General features: G+C 63.2%; 18 protein-coding genes and 1 pseudogene. 14 read left to right on the plus strand and 5 right to left on the minus strand.

All coding sequences use genetic code 11. The features are described from left to right. Positions 1-9 precede the first annotated feature (9 nt). Both pheA and HMPREF2698_RS03820 read left to right on the plus strand, forming a co-directional pair. Positions 10-915 carry a prephenate dehydratase gene (gene pheA, locus HMPREF2698_RS03815; RefSeq protein ID WP_070562208.1) on the plus strand — a complete coding sequence of 302 codons (906 nt, stop codon included), beginning with the start codon at positions 10-12 and terminating at the stop codon, positions 913-915. An 11-nt stretch (positions 916-926) separates the two neighbouring features. Then, entirely contained in the window at positions 927-1,574 is a 648-nt protein-coding gene (locus HMPREF2698_RS03820) for a histidine phosphatase family protein (RefSeq protein WP_070562211.1), read from the plus strand. Positions 1,575-1,597: 23 nt separating this feature from the next. Here the strand turns inward: HMPREF2698_RS03820 and HMPREF2698_RS03825 are convergent, their stop codons facing one another. The 3 genes from HMPREF2698_RS03825 to HMPREF2698_RS03835 all read right to left on the minus strand — a co-directional run bounded on the left by HMPREF2698_RS03825 (position 1,598) and on the right by HMPREF2698_RS03835 (position 3,910). Beyond that, the gene (locus HMPREF2698_RS03825) at positions 1,598-1,945 is read right to left on the minus strand and encodes a metallopeptidase family protein (protein ID WP_070531807.1); all 348 of its coding nucleotides are present in this window, start codon (positions 1,943-1,945) and stop codon (positions 1,598-1,600) included. A 30-nt stretch (positions 1,946-1,975) separates the two neighbouring features. Further along, positions 1,976-3,106 carry a septum formation family protein gene (locus HMPREF2698_RS03830; protein ID WP_070523861.1) on the minus strand — a complete coding sequence of 377 codons (1,131 nt, stop codon included), beginning with the start codon at positions 3,104-3,106 and terminating at the stop codon, positions 1,976-1,978. A 72-nt stretch (positions 3,107-3,178) separates the two neighbouring features. Continuing rightward, positions 3,179-3,910, minus strand: a complete 732-nt coding sequence (locus tag HMPREF2698_RS03835; RefSeq protein ID WP_185963230.1) for a GntR family transcriptional regulator — start codon at positions 3,908-3,910, stop codon at positions 3,179-3,181. A 66-nt stretch (positions 3,911-3,976) separates the two neighbouring features. Between HMPREF2698_RS03835 and serS the strand changes: the two genes are divergently transcribed. From serS to HMPREF2698_RS03870, 7 genes are all read left to right on the plus strand, one after another. Further along, complete coding sequence (gene serS / locus HMPREF2698_RS03840) at positions 3,977-5,239, plus strand: serine--tRNA ligase (protein WP_070523855.1); 1,263 nt, start codon at positions 3,977-3,979, stop codon at positions 5,237-5,239. Positions 5,240-5,333: 94 nt separating this feature from the next. Beyond that, on the plus strand, positions 5,334-7,028 hold the full coding sequence (locus HMPREF2698_RS03845) for a lysophospholipid acyltransferase family protein (RefSeq protein WP_070562214.1): 1,695 nt from the start codon (positions 5,334-5,336) through the stop codon (positions 7,026-7,028). Positions 7,029-7,360: 332 nt separating this feature from the next. After that, positions 7,361-9,085 (plus strand): glycerol-3-phosphate dehydrogenase/oxidase, encoded by a 1,725-nt coding sequence (locus HMPREF2698_RS03850; RefSeq protein WP_070562217.1) that lies wholly within the window; start codon positions 7,361-7,363, stop codon positions 9,083-9,085. A 74-nt stretch (positions 9,086-9,159) separates the two neighbouring features. Then, on the plus strand, positions 9,160-9,897 hold the full coding sequence (locus HMPREF2698_RS03855) for an MIP/aquaporin family protein (protein WP_070562219.1): 738 nt from the start codon (positions 9,160-9,162) through the stop codon (positions 9,895-9,897). Positions 9,898-9,921: 24 nt separating this feature from the next. Then, positions 9,922-11,469, plus strand: coding sequence for a glycerol kinase GlpK (gene glpK / locus HMPREF2698_RS03860; protein WP_070523843.1), 1,548 nt, complete (start codon positions 9,922-9,924; stop codon positions 11,467-11,469). A gap of 115 nt (positions 11,470-11,584) precedes the next feature. Continuing rightward, positions 11,585-12,430 (plus strand): Cof-type HAD-IIB family hydrolase, encoded by an 846-nt coding sequence (locus HMPREF2698_RS03865; RefSeq protein ID WP_070562222.1) that lies wholly within the window; start codon positions 11,585-11,587, stop codon positions 12,428-12,430. 45 nt (positions 12,431-12,475) lie between these two features. Continuing rightward, complete coding sequence (locus HMPREF2698_RS03870) at positions 12,476-13,576, plus strand: HNH endonuclease signature motif containing protein (RefSeq protein WP_070562225.1); 1,101 nt, start codon at positions 12,476-12,478, stop codon at positions 13,574-13,576. An 89-nt stretch (positions 13,577-13,665) separates the two neighbouring features. Here the strand turns inward: HMPREF2698_RS03870 and HMPREF2698_RS03875 are convergent, their stop codons facing one another. After that, positions 13,666-15,597, minus strand: a complete 1,932-nt coding sequence (locus tag HMPREF2698_RS03875; RefSeq protein WP_070562227.1) for an N-acetylmuramoyl-L-alanine amidase — start codon at positions 15,595-15,597, stop codon at positions 13,666-13,668. A 169-nt stretch (positions 15,598-15,766) separates the two neighbouring features. Here HMPREF2698_RS03875 and glf point away from each other — a divergent pair, with 169 nt between their 5' ends. The 3 genes from glf to HMPREF2698_RS03890 all read left to right on the plus strand — a co-directional run bounded on the left by glf (position 15,767) and on the right by HMPREF2698_RS03890 (position 17,933). Next, positions 15,767-16,963, plus strand: coding sequence for a UDP-galactopyranose mutase (glf, locus tag HMPREF2698_RS03880; RefSeq protein WP_070525930.1), 1,197 nt, complete (start codon positions 15,767-15,769; stop codon positions 16,961-16,963). A 74-nt stretch (positions 16,964-17,037) separates the two neighbouring features. After that, positions 17,038-17,274, plus strand: a complete 237-nt coding sequence (locus HMPREF2698_RS03885) for a hypothetical protein (RefSeq protein ID WP_046647607.1) — start codon at positions 17,038-17,040, stop codon at positions 17,272-17,274. A gap of 50 nt (positions 17,275-17,324) precedes the next feature. Then, a complete protein-coding gene (locus HMPREF2698_RS03890) occupies positions 17,325-17,933 on the plus strand; it encodes a three-helix bundle dimerization domain-containing protein (RefSeq protein WP_046647606.1) in 609 nt (202 codons plus the stop codon). A 2-nt stretch (positions 17,934-17,935) separates the two neighbouring features. Here HMPREF2698_RS03890 and HMPREF2698_RS03895 read toward each other — a convergent pair. Then, positions 17,936-18,322, minus strand: a pseudogene (locus tag HMPREF2698_RS03895) (IS110 family transposase); the annotation flags it as partial. A gap of 627 nt (positions 18,323-18,949) precedes the next feature. On the opposite strand from HMPREF2698_RS03895, the gene HMPREF2698_RS03900 reads away from it, so the two are divergent. After that, on the plus strand, positions 18,950-19,453 hold the full coding sequence (locus HMPREF2698_RS03900; protein ID WP_230307979.1) for an ECF transporter S component: 504 nt from the start codon (positions 18,950-18,952) through the stop codon (positions 19,451-19,453). A gap of 107 nt (positions 19,454-19,560) precedes the next feature. After that, a complete protein-coding gene (locus HMPREF2698_RS03905) occupies positions 19,561-21,807 on the plus strand; it encodes an ATP-binding cassette domain-containing protein (RefSeq protein WP_232770745.1) in 2,247 nt (748 codons plus the stop codon). The last annotated feature ends 104 nt before the right edge of the window (positions 21,808-21,911 follow it).

Genomic DNA, 21,911 nt, shown 5'->3' on the forward strand with positions numbered 1-21,911 from the left:
GTTGCTGCCATGAGCACCACCATCGCATTCCTCGGGCCCGCCGGAACCTTCACAGAAGCGGCGATGCAGCATTTTGCCGCTGACTTTGACTCCCCCGAGGGCCTTCCGGTGAGCTCGCCGGCCGAGGCGCTGGCGGCGGTGCGCTCCGGTGCGGCGGACTATGCCTGCGTGGCCATTGAGAACTCCGTGGACGGACCCGTCACGGCTACTTTTGACGCGCTTGCCGACGGCTCCCGGGTCCAGATCTACCGCGAGGTGGACCTGCCGGTGTCCTTCTCCATTCTGGTGCGCCCCGGCAGTTCCAGCCGCACAACTTTCTCCACGCATCCTGTGGCCTACCAGCAGGTACGCGGTTGGTTGGAGCAGAACCTGCCGGACGTGGAGTATGTCCCGGCGGCGTCGAATGGCGCGGCGGCGCAGGCCGTGGCGCGCGGGGAGGTGGATGTCGCGGCCGCCCCTGCCCGGGCAGCGGAGGTCTTCGGGCTGGACTCGATTGCGGAGAATGTCGCGGACGTTGCCGGGGCCACGACCCGCTTCGTCCTGGTGGGGCCGGCCGGAAAACCGACCGAGCGGACCGGCAACGACAGGACGTCGGTCATCTTCACCCTGCCCAACGAGCCTGGCTCCCTCGTCGGCGCCCTCCAAGAATTCGCGCACCGCGGGGTGGATCTTTCCCGCATCGAATCCCGACCGCTGCGCACCGTCTTCGGTAACTATCGCTTCCACGCCGACCTCATCGGGCACATCGAGGACCAACCGGTGGCGGAGGCTTTGCGGGCGCTGTGGTTGCGCGCGGAGAACGTCGTTTTTGTCGGCTCCTGGCCTTCTGCGGTAAAACTCGGGGAGGGCCCACGGGATTTGGCGCGGCTGAAAGAGGCCGATGACTGGGTAGCGCAGGCGCGCACCGGTCAATAGTGTGGTGAAGCATGACCGGAAGAATCATCCTCCTGCGCCACGGCCAGACCTATTCCAATATTGACCGCATCATGGATACCCGCCCGCCGGGCGCCGAGCTCACCGAGCGCGGCCGCGGCCAGGCGGAAGATGTCGGCCGCGAATTGGCTGAGCTGTGCGCGGGCCGCCGCGTGCGCTTTGTGTGTTCTATTGCCCTGCGCGCCCAGCAGACGGCGATGCTGGCCGCACGCACATATGGCGAGGCAGCCGATGAACGCGGCGTTCCGGTGGAGGTGCGCGTGGGCCTGCACGAGGTCTTTGCCGGCGAACATGAGATGAGCGGCAGCGAGGACACGCACCGCGAATACATGGTGGCGCTGCGCGGCTGGGTCGACGGCGACCCGGAGGCCCGAATGCCGGGCGGTGAAAGCTACGTGGACGTGTTAGGGCGCTACCAGCCTGTGCTGGAGGATCTCGCTGCTGAGCTGGAGGATGATGAAGACATCGTCGTCGTTAGCCACGGCGCCGCCATTCGTGTGGTGACGACGCACGCCTGCGGCGTGGACCCCGATTTTGCCTACACCGGATACATGCCTAACTGCCGCTTTACCCTCATGGAGCCCCAGGGCCAGCCCTTTGGCCAGTGGGTGCTGAGGCGCTGGGCGGATACCGAAGTTTAGTTCATTGCGGCCACGGTAGGTACCTACCCCCAGCCGAGCTCGTGGAGGCGGTCCTCCTCGAAACCAAAGTAGTGCCCGACCTCGTGGAAGACAGTCACCATGACTTCGTGGGCGAGCTCTTCTTCCGAGTTGCTTATCGCCTGCAAAGGCTGCCGGTAGATCGAGATGGTGTCTGGCAGGTGGCCGGTGTGTGAGGCCGTGCGGTGGGTGAGCATCACGCCCTCGTAAAGCCCAAGCAGGTTGGGGCTATCCGGGTGCTCTTCTTCGACGAGGATGACCAGGTTGCGCATCTGATCGACGAAGCGATCCGGGATCTTGTCCAGGGCCTCGCCGACTAATTCCTCGAAGCGTTCCTCGCTGACCTCGTACATGTGCTTACTCCCTGTTGAGCGGACGGGGGTTTATTGGGCCGGTGCCACGGCTTCAGGCGCGGCGGGATCGGCGTTCTGCCCGGCCGGCTGGGCATTCTCGCTGCCCTGCTGGGAGTTCTGCTCGGCTGGCTGGGCATTCGGGTCGCGCAATGGGTTGCGCTTCGGCTGCTCCGTGGGCGGGGCGCCATTGATGCTCAGGGCATCACGGCCGCCCGTGGCAGAGCCGGTGATCTCGGAGAAGTGGCCGTCCTTGATGTGGATCAGCGAGCAATTCACCGAACGGGAGCCTCCCTCCCACGATTCGCGGCTCATCGCGCCCCAGAAAGGCTGCAGCGTGGATTGGTAGAGATTCTCCTCGCCGCCCAGGTAATCCATGGCGTTCTGGGTACACGTTTCGGAGAGGAATTTATCCATCTCTTCATCGCTGGGGTAAGCATCGGGGAACTTCTCTGCCAGGCTGATGACGGACACGGTCTCCATCTGGTGCGGTTCCTGGCACGGCACGGTGCTGACTACCTGTTTGTCATCCACCTTGCGGCATTCGCCGGGCTTGGCGACGATCGCCTGGTCCACCTCGCTGACCTTGCCCGTGGACTCCTGCGGTACGCCGTTGGCGTCGGTAGTCTGCAGGCCGCACAGGAGGGTGCGGTCACCCTGATCCCAGGAACCGGCCGGCGGAAGGATGGAAGCAATGTCGTAGCGTCCGTTGGGATCCCATTTGCCGTTGAGGTAGCTCACCGTGGGGGCCTCGCATAGCTCGTCGCGCAGGGCGTTTTGCCGCGTGACGTCTGGGCGCTTGGCGTTGGGGCCGAACTCGCTGGTGGGGTAGGCGCTGAGATCCTCTCGGGCGGAGACCTCGAAGCGGTGCGGTTTATCGCAGCTGGTCTGCTCAAAACCTGTGGCAGTGCCGTCCGGGGCGATATCCCACGTCACACACGAGCCCGCGGAGGCGGTGGTGAAGGATGCGGCTTCGCCTTCGGAGGAATCAGCGGCCTGGCTACCGTCGGCGCTGGGGGAAGCGGAGTCATGTGCGGCCGAATCGGTGCCAGTTGGCCCGCCGCTGAAGAGACCGTAGAACGCCAAGAAGACGGCCGCGGCCACGGCAGCAACGAGGACGACGCGGATGGCGGAGGCGGAGCGCCACGCAGATGAAGTGCTCATAGAACTCTTCATACTACCCCCTCAACGGCCCAGGCTTCTAGCCCGCCCAAGGCTAAGGCGGCGGGAGAATCACTAGATGCGCGAGCGGGAGACGTGTGTTGTGAGCCGGTAGCGGTCAGTGCGGTAGACCGAGGAACACCATTCAACCGGGCGGTCCCCGGAGCGGGCGAGGCGGGTGATGTGCAGGAGCGGGGTGCCCGGTGAGACGTCGAGAAGCTCGGCGATGTCCTCCTCAGCTGCCACGGCGGTGACGGTTTGTTCGGCCTCGGTGATGGGGACCTTGAAGGTGTTATCCAAAATCGAGTAGACAGAGTTGTAGATGTCATTTTCCAGCAGCGTGGGCGCGAAGGCAGAGTTATACCAGCCATCATCGATGGAATAAGGCTCGCCATCGCCCAAGCGCAGGCGCCGCAGGTGGGTATGGGAAACCGAGGCTTCCGTACCGAAAAAGGCGCAGACTTCACCGGGGGCGGCGCTGCGTTCACCCAGCAGGATGCGCGAGGAGGCCTGTACTTTCTGATAGCCCATCTCATCAGAAAAGGAGGCCAAATGAAGCCGGGAGACTAGAGGGTTGGGGGCCACGAAGGTGCCTTTTCCTCGCACGCGGCGCAGGCGGCCTTCAGCTACTAGGTCACCGATAGCGCGGCGCACGGTGATGCGGGAAACGCCGTAAGTTTCCTCGAGGATGCGCTCGCCCGGAAGGATGTCACCGGGTTTGAGGGTGGTTCGGCAGAGCTCGGAAAGAATATCCCGCAGCTGAGCGTGCTTGGGCACGGGGCCGTCGGTAATGATGTGAGGTGCCATGTTATCCATGATAATCCGCTGGTTATTACCAGCGCAAAGGTATGGCCGTGCGCTAAACTATCCGGCGTGATTGATCTCAAGTTTCTTCGCGAAAATCCCGATGTCGTCCGCGCCTCCCAGGTAACCCGTGGGGAGGACCCCGCCTTGGTGGACCAGCTGCTCGCCGCCGATGAACAGCGCCGCGCGGCCATTGTGAAGGCAGACCAGCTGCGCTCGGAGCAGAAGGCCTTTGGCAAGAAGATTGGCCAGGCCTCCCCGGAGGAGCGCCCCGCGCTGCTGGAGGGCTCTAACGAGCTGAAGGAGAAGGTCAAGGCGGCCGGCGAGGAAGCGGCCGCGGCCGAGGCCAAGGTGACGGAGCTGCAGTACCAGCTCTCCAACGTGGTGGAGGGTGCCCCGGCGGGCGGTGAGGATGACTTCATCGTGCTCGAGGAGGTCGGCGAGAAGCCGCAGTTCGACTTCGAACCGAAGGATCACCTGGAATTGGGTGAAACGCTGGGGCTTATCGACGTCAAGCGGGGCGCCAAAGTCGGCGGCGCACGTTTTTATTACCTCACCGGCGATGGAGCCTTCCTGCAGCTGGGCATGCTGATGTTGGCTGCGCAGAAGGCCCGCGAGGCCGGTTTCCAGCTCATGATCCCGCCGGTGCTCGTGCGCCCGGACGTCATGCAAGGCACCGGCTTCCTGGGCCAGCACTCGGATGAGATCTACTACCTGCCGGCGGATGATCTCTACCTGGTTGGTACCTCCGAGGTGGCTCTGGCCGGCTACCACAAGGAAGAAATCATCGACCTGTCCAAGGGGCCGCTGCAGTATGCGGGCTGGTCCTCTTGCTTCCGCCGCGAGGCGGGTTCTCACGGCAAGGACACCCGCGGAATCCTGCGCGTGCACCAGTTCGACAAGCTGGAGATGTTTGTTTACTGCAAGCCGGAAGACGCCGAGGAGATGCACCAAAAACTCCTGAAGATGGAAAAGGACATGCTCGCGGCGATGGAGCTTCCCTACCGCACCATCGACATCGCAGGTGGGGATCTGGGCTCCTCCGCGGCGCGCAAGTTTGATAACGAAGCGTGGGTGCCGACTCAGGAGACCTACCGCGAGCTCACTTCGACCTCGAACTGCACCACCTTCCAGGCCCGCCGCCTGTCCACGCGCTACCGCGATGAGAACGGCAAGACCCAGTACGCCGCTACGCTCAACGGCACCCTGGCGACCACCCGCTGGCTCGTGGCCATTCTGGAGAACCACCAGCAGGCGGACGGCTCCGTCGTGGTTCCGGAGGCACTGCGCCCATTCGTGGGCAAGGACGTTCTGTACCCCGTAAACTCCTAGAAGAACGCGGCGCGCGGCGGCTCGCGCGCCGCTTACTTTTGTCCCCTCCTTGCTGCCTTCCGCCGGCGGCGAGGTCTTAAGCATTTGGAGCACTATGAGCGCTGTGGCTAACTTCCTCTACCGGCAGATCACGCACATCGGGCGCGGGGTGACTATTGCTCAGGGGCTCAAGATGCGCTTGTCCGGGGAGGAGAATATCCCGGATAAGGGCGGGGCCGTCATCGTGTGCAATCACACCGGCTACATGGACTTTCTCTTTGGGGCTTTCCTGGCGTACCGCAAGCGCCGCTTGGTGCGCTACCTGGCTAAGGCCTCTATCTTTAAGACGCCGGTGGCGGGGCAACTGTTTCGGCTGATGGGCCATGTACCGGTGGATCGTATCGATGGTGGGGCGTCGATTGTGAAGGGCATTGAGCTGGCCAAGAGCGGGGAGCTCGTTGGGGTGTTCGCGGAAGGGACGATTTCCCGCAGCTTCGAGATTCGCAGCATGCGCAATGGCGCAGCGCGGATTGCTCATGGCGCGGGGGTGCCGATTATTCCGCAGGTTATCTTTGGCTCCCAGCGCCTGTGGACGAAGGGGCAGAAGAAGCACCTGGGCCGCACGAAGACGCCTGTGCTGATTAAGGCCTTGGAGCCTTATTACACGACGGGTGACTTTGACGCGGACATCGCTGAGGTGCGCCGCCGGATGCAGGAGGCCCTGGAGGGCCTGTGGGCCGACTACGAGGCGGAGTTTGGTCCGATGCCAGCCGGGGAGTTCTGGGTTCCAGCCCGCAAAGGTGGTGGGGCACCAACGCTGGAGGAGGCAGAGGCCCAGGACTCCGAGGTGGAGAGTGAGCGCTACCGCGTGCGTCGGCTGCGCGATGATCTGACAAGCCTTAAGGACCGCGTCTCCGAGGCCACGGTGGAGCTCATGCGCGACCGGATGGCGCTGATGAAGCCGGGCAGTAACGAGGAAACCGGTACTGCAGAAGCTGGAGCCGATGCCGCAGAGAAGAATCGCCCGCGTACTGCGCCGGAAACCCTCGAGTGGATCAAGGAGAACCTCAACTCGGTGGTTGAGGAAGCCATGCGCGGCGTCGGGGAAGGCCGCGACAAGGTCACGGAGGTCATGGCGCAACTGAAATCCGACGTGATGGAAGCCCAGGCCTCGATGACGGCGAGCAGCAAGGAGATTTTCGCGGGATCCGTGGTGGAGCAGGGCTTGCTGTCTGCGGCGACGCAATCGCGCATCATCGTTTCCCGCCTGCCTCACCGGGTGAAGGCTGAATACTCTGAAGCGCCGCGGGTGATTGCGGCAGATCAGAGTGCGTTGAGTATGGAGAACGGCGAGATTTCGAAGCGGCTCCAGGAGGCGCTTGTACAACTGCACCCGCAGGTTGAGGAAGTGATCGTGATTTCGCCGCAGGGCGAGGTGCTGGACGCTGCGGCTTTTGGGGATCTCCCCCAAACCTGCTGGCGCATTGCCTGCGCGGACGGGGCCGAAGGGGTGCAGTTTAACGATGCCCCTGGCGGCGCAGTGGTGACCGCGTCTTCGCCTGCGGAGGGGTTGGCAGCCGTGGTGAAGAAGATCGGCGCCGAGTCCAAGGATCTCTTGTTCTTTGCCAACGAGCCAGGGGATGAGACCTTTGCGGAGGGTGGGGAAGGCGTCGCTGTGCATATGGTGGCGCTGGAGACCGCCCCCATTGAGGTGATTAAGGCTGCCCGTGCGGTGACGTATTCCTCGGAGCGTTATGGCATGGCTGAGGTGTTGGAGGCGATGGCGCGCCTGCAACGAGAGAAGGAATAGGTCCTTATATCCCTGGACTTGTGGAGAGTTCGTGACGCCCGTTAACACCCCCGGAAGGGGGTGTTATTTTATTTTGTTCACCTATGGAATGCCTTAAAAACGCCAGCTTACGCCACCGGAACCTACGTGTGAGTAGCGTCTCCGGAGAGAAATCCAGGTGATATATAGCATTGGCTTTGGGAGAAAACTTCTTCCTCATCCGCCTCTCGGGCAGGTAGCCGAGGCATCGGTGAGCAGGGCGCTCGTGGTGGATGAGCACATTATGCTGCGCAATCCGTCAACTGGACAGGACTTTCTGACGCCGTGCAGCGAGAGAGGAGACTCAGTCAACAATGACCACGACGAGTATTACAAGCTTCAACCCTGAGTATTTTGAAAAGACCTGGAACGACTACTCCACCGAGGACTATGACGTCGTCATCATCGGCGGAGGTTCCGTAGGCGCCGGCGCCGCCGTGGATGCGGCCACTCGTGGCCTGAAGACGGCTGTGCTCGAGGCCCGCGACTTCGCCGCTGGCACCTCGTCGCGCTCCTCCAAGATGTTCCACGGTGGCCTGCGCTACCTGGCCATGTTTGATTTCCGCCTGGTGGCGGAGTCCCTCAAGGAGCGCGAGCTCAACATGTCCACCCTCGCGCCGCACCTGGTGAAGCCGCTGAAGTTCATCTTCCCGCTGACCCACCGCGGCTGGGAGCGCGTCATGATGTTTGGCGGCTTTACCCTTTATGACCTCATGGGCGGCGCCAAGAGCGTTCCGATGCAGAAGCACCTCACCCGCAAGGGCGTGCTGAAGGTGACCCCGGGCCTCAAGGAGGACGCCGTCGTCGGTGGCGTGCGCTACTACGACACGCTTGTCGACGACGCCCGCCACACCATGACCGTCCTGCGCACCGCCGCCGAATACGGGGCCAACGTGCGTACCGGCACTGAGGTCATTGGCTTTGAGAAGGACGCCCGCGGGCGCGTCACCGCTGCGAAGGTCCGCGACCTGGAAACCGGCCGCGAGGCCACCGTCAAGGGCAAGGTTTTCATCAACGCGACCGGCGTGTGGAACGACAAGATTCAGCAGATGGCAGGCGTCGAAGGAAAATTCACGGTTCATGCCTCCAAGGGTGTGCACATCGTGGTTCCGAAGGATGCCCTCGACGCGGAAGCCGCGCTGTGCTTCGTCACCGAAAAGTCCGTGCTCTTCGTCATCCCGTGGGGCGAATACTGGATCATCGGTACCACCGACACCGATTGGGAAAAGGGCCTATCCCTGCCGGATCCGGCCCCGACCAAGGCGGATATTGACTACATCCTGGACCAGGTCAACCAGCGCGTGCGCAACAAGATCACCCGCGATGACATCGTCGGCGTGTACTCCGGCCTGCGCCCGCTGCTGTCCGGCAAGTCCGATTCCACCACCAACCTCTCCCGCAACCACGCCGTGGCCCGCGTGGCACCCGGCATGGTTTCCGTCGCCGGCGGCAAGTACACCACCTACCGCGTCATTGGTAAGGACGCCGTGGACCTGGCCGTGAAGGAGCTGGGTACTAAGGTGTCCGAGTCCGTTACCGAGCGCACCCCGATTCTGGGCGCGGATGGCTACCACGCGCTGGCCAACCAGGTACCGGCGCTGGCTCGCCGCTATAACCTCAGCGAAGAGCGCATCGAGCACCTGCTCGGCCGCTATGGCTCGCTGATCGGTGAGGTGCTGGCCCCGGCTGCTGAGGGCGCCACGCTGCTGGAGCCGGTTCCAGGCGCGGAGAGCTACATCTGGGCTGAGGTTCGCTACGCCGTAACCCACGAGGGTGCCCTGCACATCGACGATATCGTGACCCGTCGTCTGCGCGTGGCCATCGAGTTCGCCGACCGCGGCGTCGCCGCTGCGCAGCCGATCGCTGAATTCGTTGCCCCGCTGCTGGGCTGGGATCAGGCCGATATTGAGCGCGAAGTCTCCCACTTCACCAAGCACACCGAGGCAGAGCTCGCCGCAGAGGCAGCGCTGACCGACCGTGAGGCAAACGACATCCTCGAGCGCGCAGGCAGCGCACGAGCCACCAAGGAAGAAGCCTAAAAGTCACGGGGCCCAGCGAGCGGTGGATATCCCTCGCTGGGCCCTTGGCCTAGGCAGATAAGAAAGGACATCTAATGACCGGAATGGATGCATTCCTGTGGGAGTTCATCGGCACTGCGCTGCTGCTCCTGCTCGGTAACGGCGTGTGCGCCGTTGTTAACCTTCGAACCTCGGGCGCACGCGGTTCGGATTGGATCGTCATCGCTATGGGCTGGGGCCTCGCGGTGTTCATCGGCGCTAGTGTTGCCGACCCCACCGGTGGCCACCTCAACCCGGCGGTCACCATCATGCTGGCCGTGAATGGTTCTCTCGAATGGAGCCTCGTTCCCTACTACCTGCTGGGGCAGATTCTCGGCGCCATGCTTGGTGCATTCCTTGCCTGGGCCACCTTTAAGCAGCTTTTCGACGCCAACAACCTCGACGAAGCCGGCAACGTCACCGGCGCCAACAAGAACACCGGGGGCATCTTCTTTACCAAGCCTGCGCACCCGAATAATGGGTGGAACGCGGTCACCGAGTTCATCGCTACCTGCGTGCTGCTCATGTTCATCGCCTTCGGCCCAACCGGCGGCGAGCTGGGGCCGCTGAGCTACTTCGGTGTTGCCTTCGTCATCGTCTCTATTGGTCTGTCCCTCGGCACCGCCACCGGCTACGCGATTAACCCGGTCCGTGACCTTGGTCCCCGCATCATGTACGCCTTCTTCCTTCCCATCAAGGACAAGGGAGACGCCAACTGGGGCTATGCATGGGTCCCGGTAGTTGCACCGATGCTGGCGGCCGTCGTCGTTGGCCTGTTGTCCATGGTTCTTTAAACCAACCCCGACAAGGAGAAAACAATGTCTACCAAGAGCTACGTTGCAGCAATTGATCAGGGAACCACGTCTACCCGCTGCATTATTTTCAACCACGACGGCGAACAGGTGTCCGTCGGCCAGCTCGAGCACGAGCAGATCTTCCCGGAGAAGGGCTGGGTCGAGCATGACCCGGAGGAAATCTGGAGCAACACCCGCCGCGCGGTGGGTGAGGCTTTGGCCAACGGCGACATCAATGTCGAAGACATCGCCGCCCTCGGTATTACTAACCAGCGTGAGACCACCGTTGTGTGGGACAAGAACACGGGCAAGCCGGTATACAACGCCATTGTCTGGCAGGACACCCGCACCACCGAGATTTGTAAGGAGCTCGCCGGCGACGAGGGCGCGGACAAGTGGCGCCGCCGCACCGGCCTCATCATCAACTCGTACCCGGCCGGTCCGAAGGTCAAGTGGATCCTCGATAACGTCGAGGGTGCGCGCGAGCGCGCTGAAAAGGGCGAGCTGCTCTTCGGCACCATCGATACCTGGCTGCTGTGGAACCTCACCGGTGGTGCCGACGGTGACAACGGCCAGGAGGCCCTGCACGCCACCGACGTCACCAATGCCTCGCGCACCTTGCTCATGGACATCGAGAAGCTCGAGTGGGATGAGGAACTGTGCAAGGAGATGGGTATCCCGACGTCCATGCTCCCGGAGATCCGCCCGTCCCTGGGTGACTTCCGAACCGTGCGCGAGCGCGGCTCGCTGGCCGGCGTGCCGATTCGCGCCATTTTAGGTGACCAGCAGGCCGCCATGTTCGGCCAGGGCTGCTTCCGCCCGGGTTCCGCCAAGAATACCTACGGTACCGGCCTGTTCCTCCTGCTCAACACCGGTACGACCCCGAAGTTCTCCGAGAACGGCCTGCTCACCACCGTGTGCTTCCAGCGCGAGGGCGAGCGCCCTGTCTATGCGCTCGAAGGGTCCGTGTCCATGGGCGGTTCCTTGGTGCAATGGCTGCGCGATAACCTGCAGATCATCCCGAACTCTGCCTCCATCGAGAACATGGCCCGTGAGGTTAAGGACAACGGTGGCGTCTACATCGTTCCTGCCTTCTCTGGTCTGTTCGCCCCGTACTGGCGCCCGGATGCCCGCGGCGTCATCGTGGGCCTGACCCGCTTTGCCAACCGCAAACACCTGGCCCGCGCGGTCCTCGAGTCCACGGCGTACCAGACTCGCGACGTCGCCGATGCCATGGTGGCGGACTCCGGCGTGGAGATCACCGAGCTGCGCGTCGACGGCGGCATGACGATGAACGAGCTGCTCATGCAGTTCCAAGCAGACATGCTTGGTGTGGAGGTGCACCGGCCGAAGAATGTGGAGACCACCGCAACCGGTGCGGCCTTCGCTGCGGGCCTTGACTCCGGCTTCTGGGATGACCTCAGCGTGCTGAGCTCCCAGCAGGGTGACTTCAAGGTGTGGAAGCCGCAACGCGAAAAGGAAGAAGTCGAGGCTCTCTACCGTGATTGGAAGCGCGCCATCAAGCGTTCCCTGAACTGGGAAGACGTGGACGATGACGACGTGATTGCCTAAGACCTGAACGACGCACGAAGGCGCGGCCGTGACGAGTAATCTCGTGGCGGCCGCTTTCGTCGTTGGGCGCTTATCCGTGCCGTCGCGTGTCTCAACCTGACGTAGACTCGGGGCTATGGCCAATGAAGTATTCTCGGACCACGCTCCGCGCCTCATCATCAGTGATATCGACGGTACTTTGTTGGACCGAAACCACCGGGTGCCCAAGCGAAACCGCGAAGCTGTGGCCCGTGCGGTCGCTGCGGGCAGCGAGTTTGCGCTGGCAACTGGGCGCCCCTTCCGGTGGATCATGCCCGTGCTCGAGCAGCTGACCGTGCGCCCAGTCTGCGTGACATCAAATGGTGCGGTGATTTATGACTCGGCGGAGGACCGCGTTCTCTCCGCCCACGAGCTTTCGCCTGAGGCTCTCGCAGAAACCGTGAAGGTCGCTGCAAAGGTGCTCGAGCCGCATGGCGGGGTTGGCTTCGGGGCGGAGCGCGCGGGAGGCTCGGTCTTGGACCCAGTTGAGGAACTCTTCGTGGTGGAATCGCACTATTCAGAGAACGCGCTCTTTGAGGGCTTCGGGCTGGTGACCGTGGGGGAGTTGGTGTCTCGACCGGCGGTCAAGCTGTTGATTCGTAATACCGCGTTCTCGGCGCCGGAACTCTACGAACTCATCGCGCCGCACATTGATTCCGAGCTTGCTCACGTGACCTACTCGATGTCCGAGGGCGTTCTAGAGGTTGCGGCCCCCAACGTGACGAAGCGCCGCGGAGTGAAGTGGCTGGCCGAGCATCACGGTATCGCCCGCGAAGACATCATCGCCTTTGGTGATATGCCCAACGATATCGAGATGCTTGAGTGGGCCGGGTGCGGTGTTGCCATGGAGAATGCGCATCCGGATGTCGTGGCCGCTGCAGATGCAGTGACGCTGCCGCACCATCAAGCAGGTGTGGCAAAGGTCCTCGAGCGCTGGTTCTGATATCTCCGGTTGCGGGGTGTGTGGTGGTGTTTTAGTCTTTGTCGCATGGGGGATTTGGAGACTTATTTCTCCTACCGCAGTTCGGGGTTGGATCTTGTGGGGCTTGCGGTAGGCAGTGTGGATGATTTACGCGCGCGTGGCGCTTCATTGGCTGATGCGGTGGAGTTGGCTGGGCTGCATCGTGTGTATTTTGGGTCGACGCGTTTTACGGGCAAGCAGCGCCAAGCGCGTGCGGCTGCGGTTGCCCAAGGACATGATGTGGCGTCGTTGAGCTTGATTGAGGCGTATACCGCCAAGGTGAAAAAGGAGTTGGATGCGTGGAATCTGCGTGTCAGGTTGGCAGGGACTCCAGCACACCAAATCCCAAAGGTAGCGAAGGAACGCTTGAAGCAGTTGCGGCCGCGGCGGGTGCCTGAACCTGGGGTGCGCTTGACGTACCGGAAGGTGGGGCCGCATTCGTTGACGATTACTGATTCAGCCTTGCGCATTAGTGAGATGCGTGGGACTTTGGAGTCGATTAATCCGGCTGATTTGTTGGATGCGGCAGGTCAGGTGTTCTTTAACCAGGCGCATGGGGGTTCGAAGCCTGCGGTGGCGACCAATGTGGTGGTTACGTTGGATGAGTTGGACCAGATTGTGCGGGATGAGGGCGATGATATTGAGCTCGTGCTTACCAACGGTGGGCGGATGACGGGCCGGGAGTTTGTGACCTATAAGTTTGCTGAGGTTGGGTATGTGACTTTGGTGCATCCGACTATAGGGCCGGTGTGGTTGCATCGTGTGCGGCGTTTGGCTGGGTTTGAGCAGCGGTTAATGGCGAGTGCGGAGCATCCGACGTGTGCGCGTGAGGGGTGTAATAAGCCGGCGGATTATTGCCAGGTGCATCATTTAGTGCCGTGGCAGGCGGGTGGGGCGACGGATCCGCCGAATCTGACGATGTTGTGTGCTTATCACAATGGCATCAATGATGATGACCCGGATAAGCCGACTGGTGCCGGCTATGTCTTTAGGTTGCGGGGCGGGGTGGGGTATGTACCACCCTGGGCGGAGCCGATTACTTCGCAGCCGGCATACCAAGCGGCACAGGCAGCATTGAAGCAGCAGACCACAGGGGACTTTTTAGGTTCAGCCCTCCCGGATACCTAAACCCCAAGCCCAAATAAATGCCGAAGCGGAAGCCATCAGGTGGCTCCCGCTACATCGGCGATCCCGCTTAGACTTGGGGTGCTTTGGGGTTAGTCCGTGAACACCTGAATCTGCTCAGTCTCCGGGTTGTAGACAATGGAACCGCCCTGGAACTGCACGCGGACTTCCTTGCCGAGGCCGGTGGGGACTTCGTTGGACGTCGGCAAGCCGAGCGTCGCCGCGTTGTCGCCGGACGCCCATTCCTTGGCGATGCGTCCCACGAGTGCGTGCGTACCAGTGTCCTCAGAGCCTAGGACGATGCCGTTCTGAAAGAGCTGGTAGATGATGCCGGCCGACTCATCCGGCCCGCCCACAGCCAATCCCAGCGCTGGGCCGAAGGCGTTAAGGACCGCCGTCCACGTTTCCTTCAAGCCCTCGTTCTTGCTCAAGGACAGCACCTTGGTCACGATGCCCGGGATCTGCTCCACCGGCAGCCCGTTGACGGTCTGGTCCGTGTCAATCTGCTGGTCCGAGCGGGCATACATGATGGCGAAGAGCGTGCCGGCCAGGCCTACCAGTGCTGTTACGGTGCTCATCGGGATTTCAGTATCGCCCAGCGAGGATGTTGCCTCCTGGGCCGGTGCGGGGGCAGACGGCGCAGCCGTGCTCGGCGTGGAGTCAGGGGTGTCTGGTGTGGTCGTATCCTCGCTGTCCCAGTCCGTCGACGTCGAACCAGACGCGCCCGACTTGATGGCCAGGTACTTCTTGTGCGCCGCCGCGCGGATCTTCGGCCATTGGGCAATGGTGTATTGCCCCGGGCACGCGGTGTAGTGCACATCGCTGTGGCCGAAGAGGCCATAGACGGGGGCTGAAGCGCCCGCCGGGTAGCGCGAGCCGCCGTAGCCCTCCGAGCGGAGTGAAACGCGGGAGGACGGATCGACGCCGGAAATCGCGCCCTTCCAGCCGGCGAGGTCGGTGACAGATTCCAAGAGGGCTTCCGTCGGCTGCGCAGTCTCGTAGTTGCCGATCATGGAGATACCCCACGTGTTCTTGTTAAAACCGCCGATGTGCGCACCCTGCACAGCTTTAGCGAGCCCGCCGTAGCGGCCCTCGTAGATGGTGCCGTACTTATCCACCAGCGCGTTGTATCCGATATCGCACCAACCTAAATTCTGGGCGTGGTACTGGTAAGCAGCGCGCACCTGCGCGGCTGCTTGCGCGCGGGTGTAGTTATTGGAACCCGCGGTGTGGTGCAGCGCGATGGCCTTCACACCGTCGTCGTAGTCGGCGCCCTTGCAGCGGATATTCTCATTCGCGCCCCAGCCGGCGCGCGAAACCACGCGCGGCATGCCATCGGTCTCAGCGGTTGGCTCAATGCCCTCGCCCTCCTGGGCGTTGCCGTCCATGAAGACAGCCTCGAGGCCTTCGACGTCGCTGTTGGCCGGAAGCTCTTCGGTCTCGGCAACGGGGGCGATATCGCCGACGTTGAAGGGGGCGTCGTCAAGCGCGGCGTCCTCAACGGGGGACTCGGTGAGTTTCTCATCCAAGTTCGACCCGGTCACCAGGTCCACGTTGTTGATGGAGACCTGCACGTCGTTGGTATCGCCCACGAAGATGAGCTCGGTGCCGTTCGTGGCATTGGGGTCATCGTTGTTGTAGGACATCGAGTCCATGTCGTACCACTCGGACCAGGACCCGTCCGGTTGCTTCGCGCGGACGAAGGCCGCGACATCGCGCGTGCCCTTCCACGTGACGGCGAAGGAGGAGAAGGTCTCATCGCGGTGGAATTGCTTGACGGCGCGCGGACCTTCGCCCTCGCCCTGGGCTGCGATGGCCGGGTCATCCACGACGACCGTTTCGCCAGAGCCGAAGGTTTCGGAGGCCGAGCTCACTTCGATGGGGCCGCTGCCCGCTTCCTGGGTCTGGATGAGGGGTTGGCCGCCCACGGCTGCGGCAGCGACCACAGCGATCGAGGTGACCGTGGCGATAACCGGCGTTGACCACGTCGATTTCGCGGGAACAAGACGACGTTTGAGGTGCACTGTTACTCCCTAGGATGGTGGCGCCACAAGGTTAAGAGAAGCGCAAAAAGTTAACTAACGGGACAGATGTTACGTCAGGTGTTGGAGTGAAAGAAGGTGTGACACGCGAGTTTCCTCGCTTGGGTGTCACCCGCCGTTTTGCACGTGTTGCTGCCTTAAGCTGGTGGCCATGACTGCATATGACCTCATCGTTGTTGGATCTGGATTCTTTGGCCTGACCGTGGCCGAGCGCGCAGCCTCCCAGCTGGGCAAGAAGGTGCTCATCGTCGAGCGCCGCGAGCACCTGGGCGGCAACGCCTACTCGGAGGCCGAGCCGGAGACCGGCATCGAGGTCCACAAGTACGGCGCGCACCTCTTCCACACCTCGAACAAGCGCGTGTGGGAGTACTGCAACCAGTTCACCGACTTCACCGACTACCAGCACCGCGTCTTCGCCATGCACGACGGCACGGCCTACCAGTTCCCCATGGGCCTGGGCCTGATTAACCAGTTCTTCGGCCGCTACTACTCCCCGGATGAGGCGCGCGAGCTCATCAAGGAGCAGGCCGGCGAGTTCGCCGTAGATGAGGCGCAGAACCTGGAGGAAAAGGCCATCGCGCTCATTGGCCGCCCGCTCTACGAGGCATTCATCCGCGATTACACCGCAAAGCAGTGGCAGACCGATCCGAAGGAGCTGCCGGCCGGCAACATCACGCGCCTGCCGGTGCGCTATACCTTCAACAACCGCTACTTCAACGACACCTACGAGGGCCTGCCCGTCGACGGCTACGCGGCCTGGCTGGAGAAGATGGCGGAGCACGAGCTTATCGACGTCCGTCTGGGCACCGACTGGTTCGACGTGCGCGAGGAAGTGCGGGGGGCGTCGCCAAGCGCGCCGGTGGTCTACACCGGCCCACTGGATCGCTACTTCGACTTCGCCGAGGGTGAGCTGGGCTGGCGCACGCTCGACTTTGACCTGGAGGTGCTGGAGACCGGTGACTTCCAGGGCACCCCGGTGATGAACTACAACGATGCGGACGTGGACTACACCCGCATCCACGAGTTCCGCCACTTCCATCCGGAGCGCGCCGATAAGTACCCCAAGGGCAAGACGGTGATTATGAAGGAGTACTCGCGCTTTGCCGAGAAGGGCGATGAGCCGTACTACCCGATTAACACCCCGGAGGACCGCTCCAAGCTGGAGGCCTACCGCAAGCTCGCCGCCGCTGAGGCCCGCGAGAACCAGGTTCTTTTTGGTGGCCGCCTGGGCACCTACCAGTACCTGGACATGCACATGGCCATCGCGTCCGCGCTGAGCATGTTCGATAACAAGCTGGCCCCGTTCTGGAATGAGGGCAAGGCCCTGGAGCAGGAGCGCGGCCACTAAGCCGCGTGCGGCCTGTACGGGTTAGTCCCCGTGGCGCGCTATGCTGAGACACCTCGATGGAAGGAGGTGACGGCATGGCCCAGCGCAAGAAGAAGCGTGCAGACCGCAGCATGTGGAAGATGTCCCCGGAGCGGCTCGAGGAACACCTCAAGCTGCGCAGTCGCGCAACGCGCATTCCCGATAAGAAGAAGGAACAATCCAGGAAGGCCTGCCGGAACACCCGGCAGGCCTTTGGCCTTTCTTTGGGAGGTTTCGCCAGCGCACGGGGCCGGGACGCCGCACATAAAACTTGTCGGACGCTCAACGATTGATTAAAGTTAACAGCAGGTTAACAATAGGCGAACAGAAAGTGAGTTTAGAGATGACTTCCCCGAATGCCCGCCGTTTCGATACGTTGCGCCAAGACTTGCACGCAGATTATGGCCACGAGTACACCGCGCAGGAGATTGATTCCTTCCTCGACGCCACCATTGAGCGCCACGAGGCCGGCGCAACCTTAGAAGAGTTCATCCCCGTGATGGTGGAGCGCGAGGTCCGCGAGCACTTCGGCACCCACCGCATCCACGTGCGTTTCGCCGCAGGAGCTGACCACGCGCTGGCGCAGGCTGCCGTAGCGCTGACGAAGAAGTACGCCGGCGAGGCCCTGCTTGTCGACGCCGCCGTAGCCCACCCCGAAAACGACCCCGACTCCCACATGGCCCACGTGCTCCAAGAGCGCGGCATGGCGGAGCACCCGGACCGCTACCTCGAGGACCTGCGTCTGGTGACCATCCCGGATTACATCGTGTACTTGGGCCGCGAGATCCCGCGCGACGAGGCCGGCAAGGACATCAAGATTTGGGACATCGCCACCGCCGAGACCGTGGAGGAGACCCGCGAGCTGGCCGATGACCTCGGCGCCCGCGTGCTCTACATGCTCAACCGCCTGGGAATCGAGCCCATCTCGGAGGATGCCGCTGTCACGGCCTAAATCAGCTGGATAAAGACTTCCTCAACGCGGTCGACACTGCGCAGGGAATCTGGAAGGTTAAGGCCGGCATGGGCGATGACGTAGGCGTCGCGTACATCGGTCTTGGAGTTGCCGACGTGGATGCGAGAGAGCTGTCGCATCGCAAGCCCTGGTAGATAGCGAACATCTGCCCCCATGTCTTGGGCGACTGCGACGGTCAACCGGCCGATGTTGTTGGGAATAACAAGGACCGAGGCGTTGTCGGCGAGGAATTGGCCGAAGAGCTTGCGTAGCGAGCCTTCATGCTGATTGATGCGTTTGGACAGGACTTGCCTGCCTTGGGGATCGAGGACGCAGGCGTGGTGGAAGTATTTGCCGACGTCTACGCCAATGACGAAGTCATAGGCCATGGGTGTATGCCTCCTAGCGATGAATGAGAAGTTGGACTATTTAAGCTTCATCGCTGGGGTTGTCGGACATGCTTGCGCTGGCATCCACATTACTGTGAGACCTCATACCACCTGGGCTGGGTCGGGTTCCTATTAGCAGTTTGAGGATGTCACTGTCTTCGGCGGCATCACCCCCGGATCATTTTCAGACAGGGGCGGGAACAAGCCATACCGAAGCCAGCGACTAGTTCCACTGTCCTTTCAGACGGAGGGACCGGAAATAAACATAACCAGCCCAATCGGGTGGACAGGCTATGAATCTTCGGTGCCCTGAGGTGGAACTGCTAACAACGTAATGGGGGGAAGCGGGGGCAAAGTCAATAATTCGAGTCTGGCATAAGTTGATAAGGATTGCCTAACCTAATACTGTTTCAAGTTATGTTCCGATCGGGAATCGGCAACGGAAGCGAGGCGGCGACGATGAACAGAAAACGTGGATCGACCAGAGAACCCCTCTCCGGAGGGGGAGTCGGGGACGCGGGCCCGGACGGGACGGGCGACGGCGACGCGGTGGCGTCGCAGACGGACGACGGGCGGTTGGTACACGTCGCACCGGTCGCAGCGGGTGGCCGACCATCCACCCGCGATATGCTCGTCGCCGCCGCGATCGGCGTCGCGGGGTCTCTCGTCGTCGTGCCCCTGACCTACCTGCAGGTGTTCGCCGGCATCGCCCACGTTTATCTCGTCGCGGCGACGCTCGGGTTGTGGTTCCTGCAGTGCGTCGTTCCCCTCATCGTCGTCCGCAAGCCTGGCGCGAGCCTCATTGCGTGCCTTGCCATGGGCGTCGTGTCCGCGGCGACCACCCCGTTCGGCGTCGCCGCGATCGGGGCGCTGATCATGGAAGGATTGCTCATCGAGCTTCCATTCATGGTCACCCTGTACCGGCGGTGGACGCGTACCCAGTTCGTGGCGTCGGCGATGTTGTTCTCCGCGCTGATGGGAACGATGGCCCCGCGCGCAGTTGGCGTCGACTCGCCGACCACGCCCATGACCCTGATCAGCTTCGCCGTAGCCTTGGCCTCGAGCTTGGTGTTTTTGGTCCTGGGCTTTGCCGTCGCAAAGGGGCTTCGCAGCCGCGGGGTCACCCGGTGACCGGCGGAGCACCCGCGTGCGCCGGTGCGACACGCGGGACGGCCCCGGCCCGGTTACGGGTTAGGGGCGCGGGCGTGCGGCACGCCGATGGGCGATGGGCACCCGACATGGTGGATCTCTCCTTCGATTTCGGCACGATCAACGCCATCACGGGACCCGTGGGATGCGGAAAGACAAGCCTGGCCCACCTCATCGCTGGACTGATTCCCTCGCACATCCCCATCGACCATGCCGGATTCGTGCACATCGTCGATGCCGACGGCACCGAACGCCCCGTGGACGGGGACCGGGTCACCTTCGTCGGGCAAGACCCGGCGACGCAGGTGCTCACGCTCCGAGTCGTCGATGACGTGGCCATGGCCCTCGAGTTTTCCCTCGTGGAAGCCGGTATCGTCGCCAAGCGATCAGCCGAGGCTCTATCGGAGCTCGGGCTGTCAGAGCTCGCGGAGAAGGATCCGTGGGCTTTGTCGGGCGGGCAACGCCAGCGGATGGCCATCGCTGGTGCGGTGGCCAGGGCGCCGGAGGTCATGATCTTCGACGAGCCCGCCGCCCACGTCGACGAGGACGGTCGGCGGGCGCTGTTCGCCGCCATCCGTGATTTGCGGGCCCCGGGGCGCGTCATCCTGCTCATCGAGCACGACCTCCGTCCGTTCGACGGGTGGGTCGACACGGTGACAATCCTCGATGCGGACGGGAGCGTCGCCGCGCACGGAGCGCCGGAGGGTATCGCGGTGAAGGGCATTGCGACGTCGGCCGCGACCGCCGGAGCGCCGGACGCCAGTACGCCGGGCACGGGGGCACCGGACCGTCTCAGTCCGGACCGGCGGCGAAGGCCCCGGGGAGCCGGGGATGGCGCCGATCCGGAATCGGAGGCGGACGCCGTTCCACTGCTGGCCTTGACCGGAGCCCATGTGGCCCGGGGCAGGGAGCGGATCCTGAACGGGGCCGATCTGACACTGGAACGGGGCGAGATTCATGCCCTAGTCGGTGCCAACGGAGTCGGTAAGTCCACCTTGCTGGCGGTGCTGTCGGGCCAGATGAAGGCGGGAGCGGACCTCCGGATTGACGGCGCGTCCGCCCGGCGCGTCCCCGACGCCTTCGCGTCGTTGGCGTTCCAGAACCCCGAGCACCAGTTCACCCGCGCGACCGTCGCCGCGGAAATCGACTCCGCGCTGGCCGGCACGGACCCGCACGGACCACTCGGCGCCGATGAGCTGTGGAAACTGCGGGAAGCCTTGTGCCCCCGGGCACTTGACCCCGTCTCGCCGTTCGTCCTGTCGGGCGGACAGAAAAGACGGCTGGGCATCTTCCTGGCGGTGGCGGCCAATCGCCGTTTGCTGCTTCTCGACGAGCCGTTGGCGCATCTGGATTCGCCGAGCTCGCGCATCGTACTGGATGCCCTAGCGGAATACGCAGGGGCCGGCGGAACCGTTGTGTTCACGTGCCACGACCGCCGTGCTGCGCGAACGTGGGCGGATCGGGCGAGCATCGTCGCCGAAGGGAAGGTCGCCTGGTCCGGTCCCGCAGCCGACGTGCCGGCTTCCCCGGAGTCGTCCCGGCGGGATCGCGCACTGCCCGCGGCCGGCGCACGGACGTCCTTGGACGAAAGCCCCTGGACCAGTGGATCCGCCGCTCGAAGGCGCGCGGGGTTGAACGCCATCACGATTGTCGCGGCGGTGATGCTCGTCCTCGTCGCCGGGCTGCTCTCCGGCGGAGACGCCGTTCTCGCTCTGACGGGGGTCGCGTTCCTCGCGCTCGCTGCGATCGCGGAACGCGACGTTCGGGCGACGGCGGGGAAGGTCCTCCTCGTCCTGTTGATCGGGGTGTTCTTCGGCCTGCTCGGGTGGCGCTCCGAGTTCTACGGCAGTGGGGATCCGGCGGAGGCTGTCCGCCACGGCATCCATCACGGACTGCTACTGACGGCCGTGTTTGCGGGGACGGTCCTGGTCTCCGCGTGTATGCGCGTCGAGGAGCTTTTCGACGCCATGGTGCAACGCCTCCGGGTGCCCTACACATGGTGCACCATAGCGATTTCCGGGGTGAGCATCGCGGCGTTCCTGCGCAGCGAAATCCCCCAGCTGACATGGGCGATTAGATTGCGCTCGATGCGACCGGGGCAGTCTTTCCGCTCCGGCTTCATTCGCGCGACGACGCCCGCGCGCATCGCCTTTCCCCTGTTCGTCAGCGCCGTGCGCTGCGCCGAAAAGCTGTCCCTGACCCTGGTGATGCGCAACTTCGGCCGCCATCCGCGACGTACCTTCCGCACCGATCACCCCTGGCGAGTGCGTGACGGTTTCGCGGCTGCAGCGTCCGCCGCGGCCTTCGTTGCCGCCCTGGTGTCCGCAGTGACTTGACGGGCACCCGGAACCGGCGGGCCCCGAGCCCGCGAGCGTTTCCGAGCCTGTACGGAGACGCGCCCCACCCAGTTGCTTCAACCCTTCAGACACATCCTCCGGGT

The organism is Corynebacterium sp. HMSC072A02, assembly GCF_001810085.1.
GTDB lineage: Bacteria > Actinomycetota > Actinomycetes > Mycobacteriales > Mycobacteriaceae > Corynebacterium > Corynebacterium hesseae.

Excerpts from the sequence above, each read along its gene's own strand:
- pheA (WP_070562208.1), top strand. The coding sequence starts at position 10 with ATGAGCACCACCATCGCATTCCTCGGGCCCGCCGGAACCTTCACAGAA.
- HMPREF2698_RS03820 (WP_070562211.1), top strand. The coding sequence starts at position 927 with ATGACCGGAAGAATCATCCTCCTGCGCCACGGCCAGACCTATTCCAAT.
- HMPREF2698_RS03825 (WP_070531807.1), bottom strand. The coding sequence starts at position 1,945 with ATGTACGAGGTCAGCGAGGAACGCTTCGAGGAATTAGTCGGCGAGGCC.
- HMPREF2698_RS03830 (WP_070523861.1), bottom strand. The coding sequence starts at position 3,106 with ATGAGCACTTCATCTGCGTGGCGCTCCGCCTCCGCCATCCGCGTCGTC.
- HMPREF2698_RS03835 (WP_185963230.1), bottom strand. The coding sequence starts at position 3,910 with ATGGCACCTCACATCATTACCGACGGCCCCGTGCCCAAGCACGCTCAG.
- HMPREF2698_RS03845 (WP_070562214.1), top strand. The coding sequence starts at position 5,334 with ATGAGCGCTGTGGCTAACTTCCTCTACCGGCAGATCACGCACATCGGG.
- HMPREF2698_RS03850 (WP_070562217.1), top strand. The coding sequence starts at position 7,361 with ATGACCACGACGAGTATTACAAGCTTCAACCCTGAGTATTTTGAAAAG.
- HMPREF2698_RS03855 (WP_070562219.1), top strand. The coding sequence starts at position 9,160 with ATGACCGGAATGGATGCATTCCTGTGGGAGTTCATCGGCACTGCGCTG.
- glpK (WP_070523843.1), top strand. The coding sequence starts at position 9,922 with ATGTCTACCAAGAGCTACGTTGCAGCAATTGATCAGGGAACCACGTCT.
- HMPREF2698_RS03865 (WP_070562222.1), top strand. The coding sequence starts at position 11,585 with ATGGCCAATGAAGTATTCTCGGACCACGCTCCGCGCCTCATCATCAGT.
- HMPREF2698_RS03870 (WP_070562225.1), top strand. The coding sequence starts at position 12,476 with ATGGGGGATTTGGAGACTTATTTCTCCTACCGCAGTTCGGGGTTGGAT.
- glf (WP_070525930.1), top strand. The coding sequence starts at position 15,767 with ATGACTGCATATGACCTCATCGTTGTTGGATCTGGATTCTTTGGCCTG.
- HMPREF2698_RS03885 (WP_046647607.1), top strand. The coding sequence starts at position 17,038 with ATGGCCCAGCGCAAGAAGAAGCGTGCAGACCGCAGCATGTGGAAGATG.
- HMPREF2698_RS03890 (WP_046647606.1), top strand. The coding sequence starts at position 17,325 with ATGACTTCCCCGAATGCCCGCCGTTTCGATACGTTGCGCCAAGACTTG.
- HMPREF2698_RS03900 (WP_230307979.1), top strand. The coding sequence starts at position 18,950 with ATGCTCGTCGCCGCCGCGATCGGCGTCGCGGGGTCTCTCGTCGTCGTG.
- HMPREF2698_RS03905 (WP_232770745.1), top strand. The coding sequence starts at position 19,561 with ATGGTGGATCTCTCCTTCGATTTCGGCACGATCAACGCCATCACGGGA.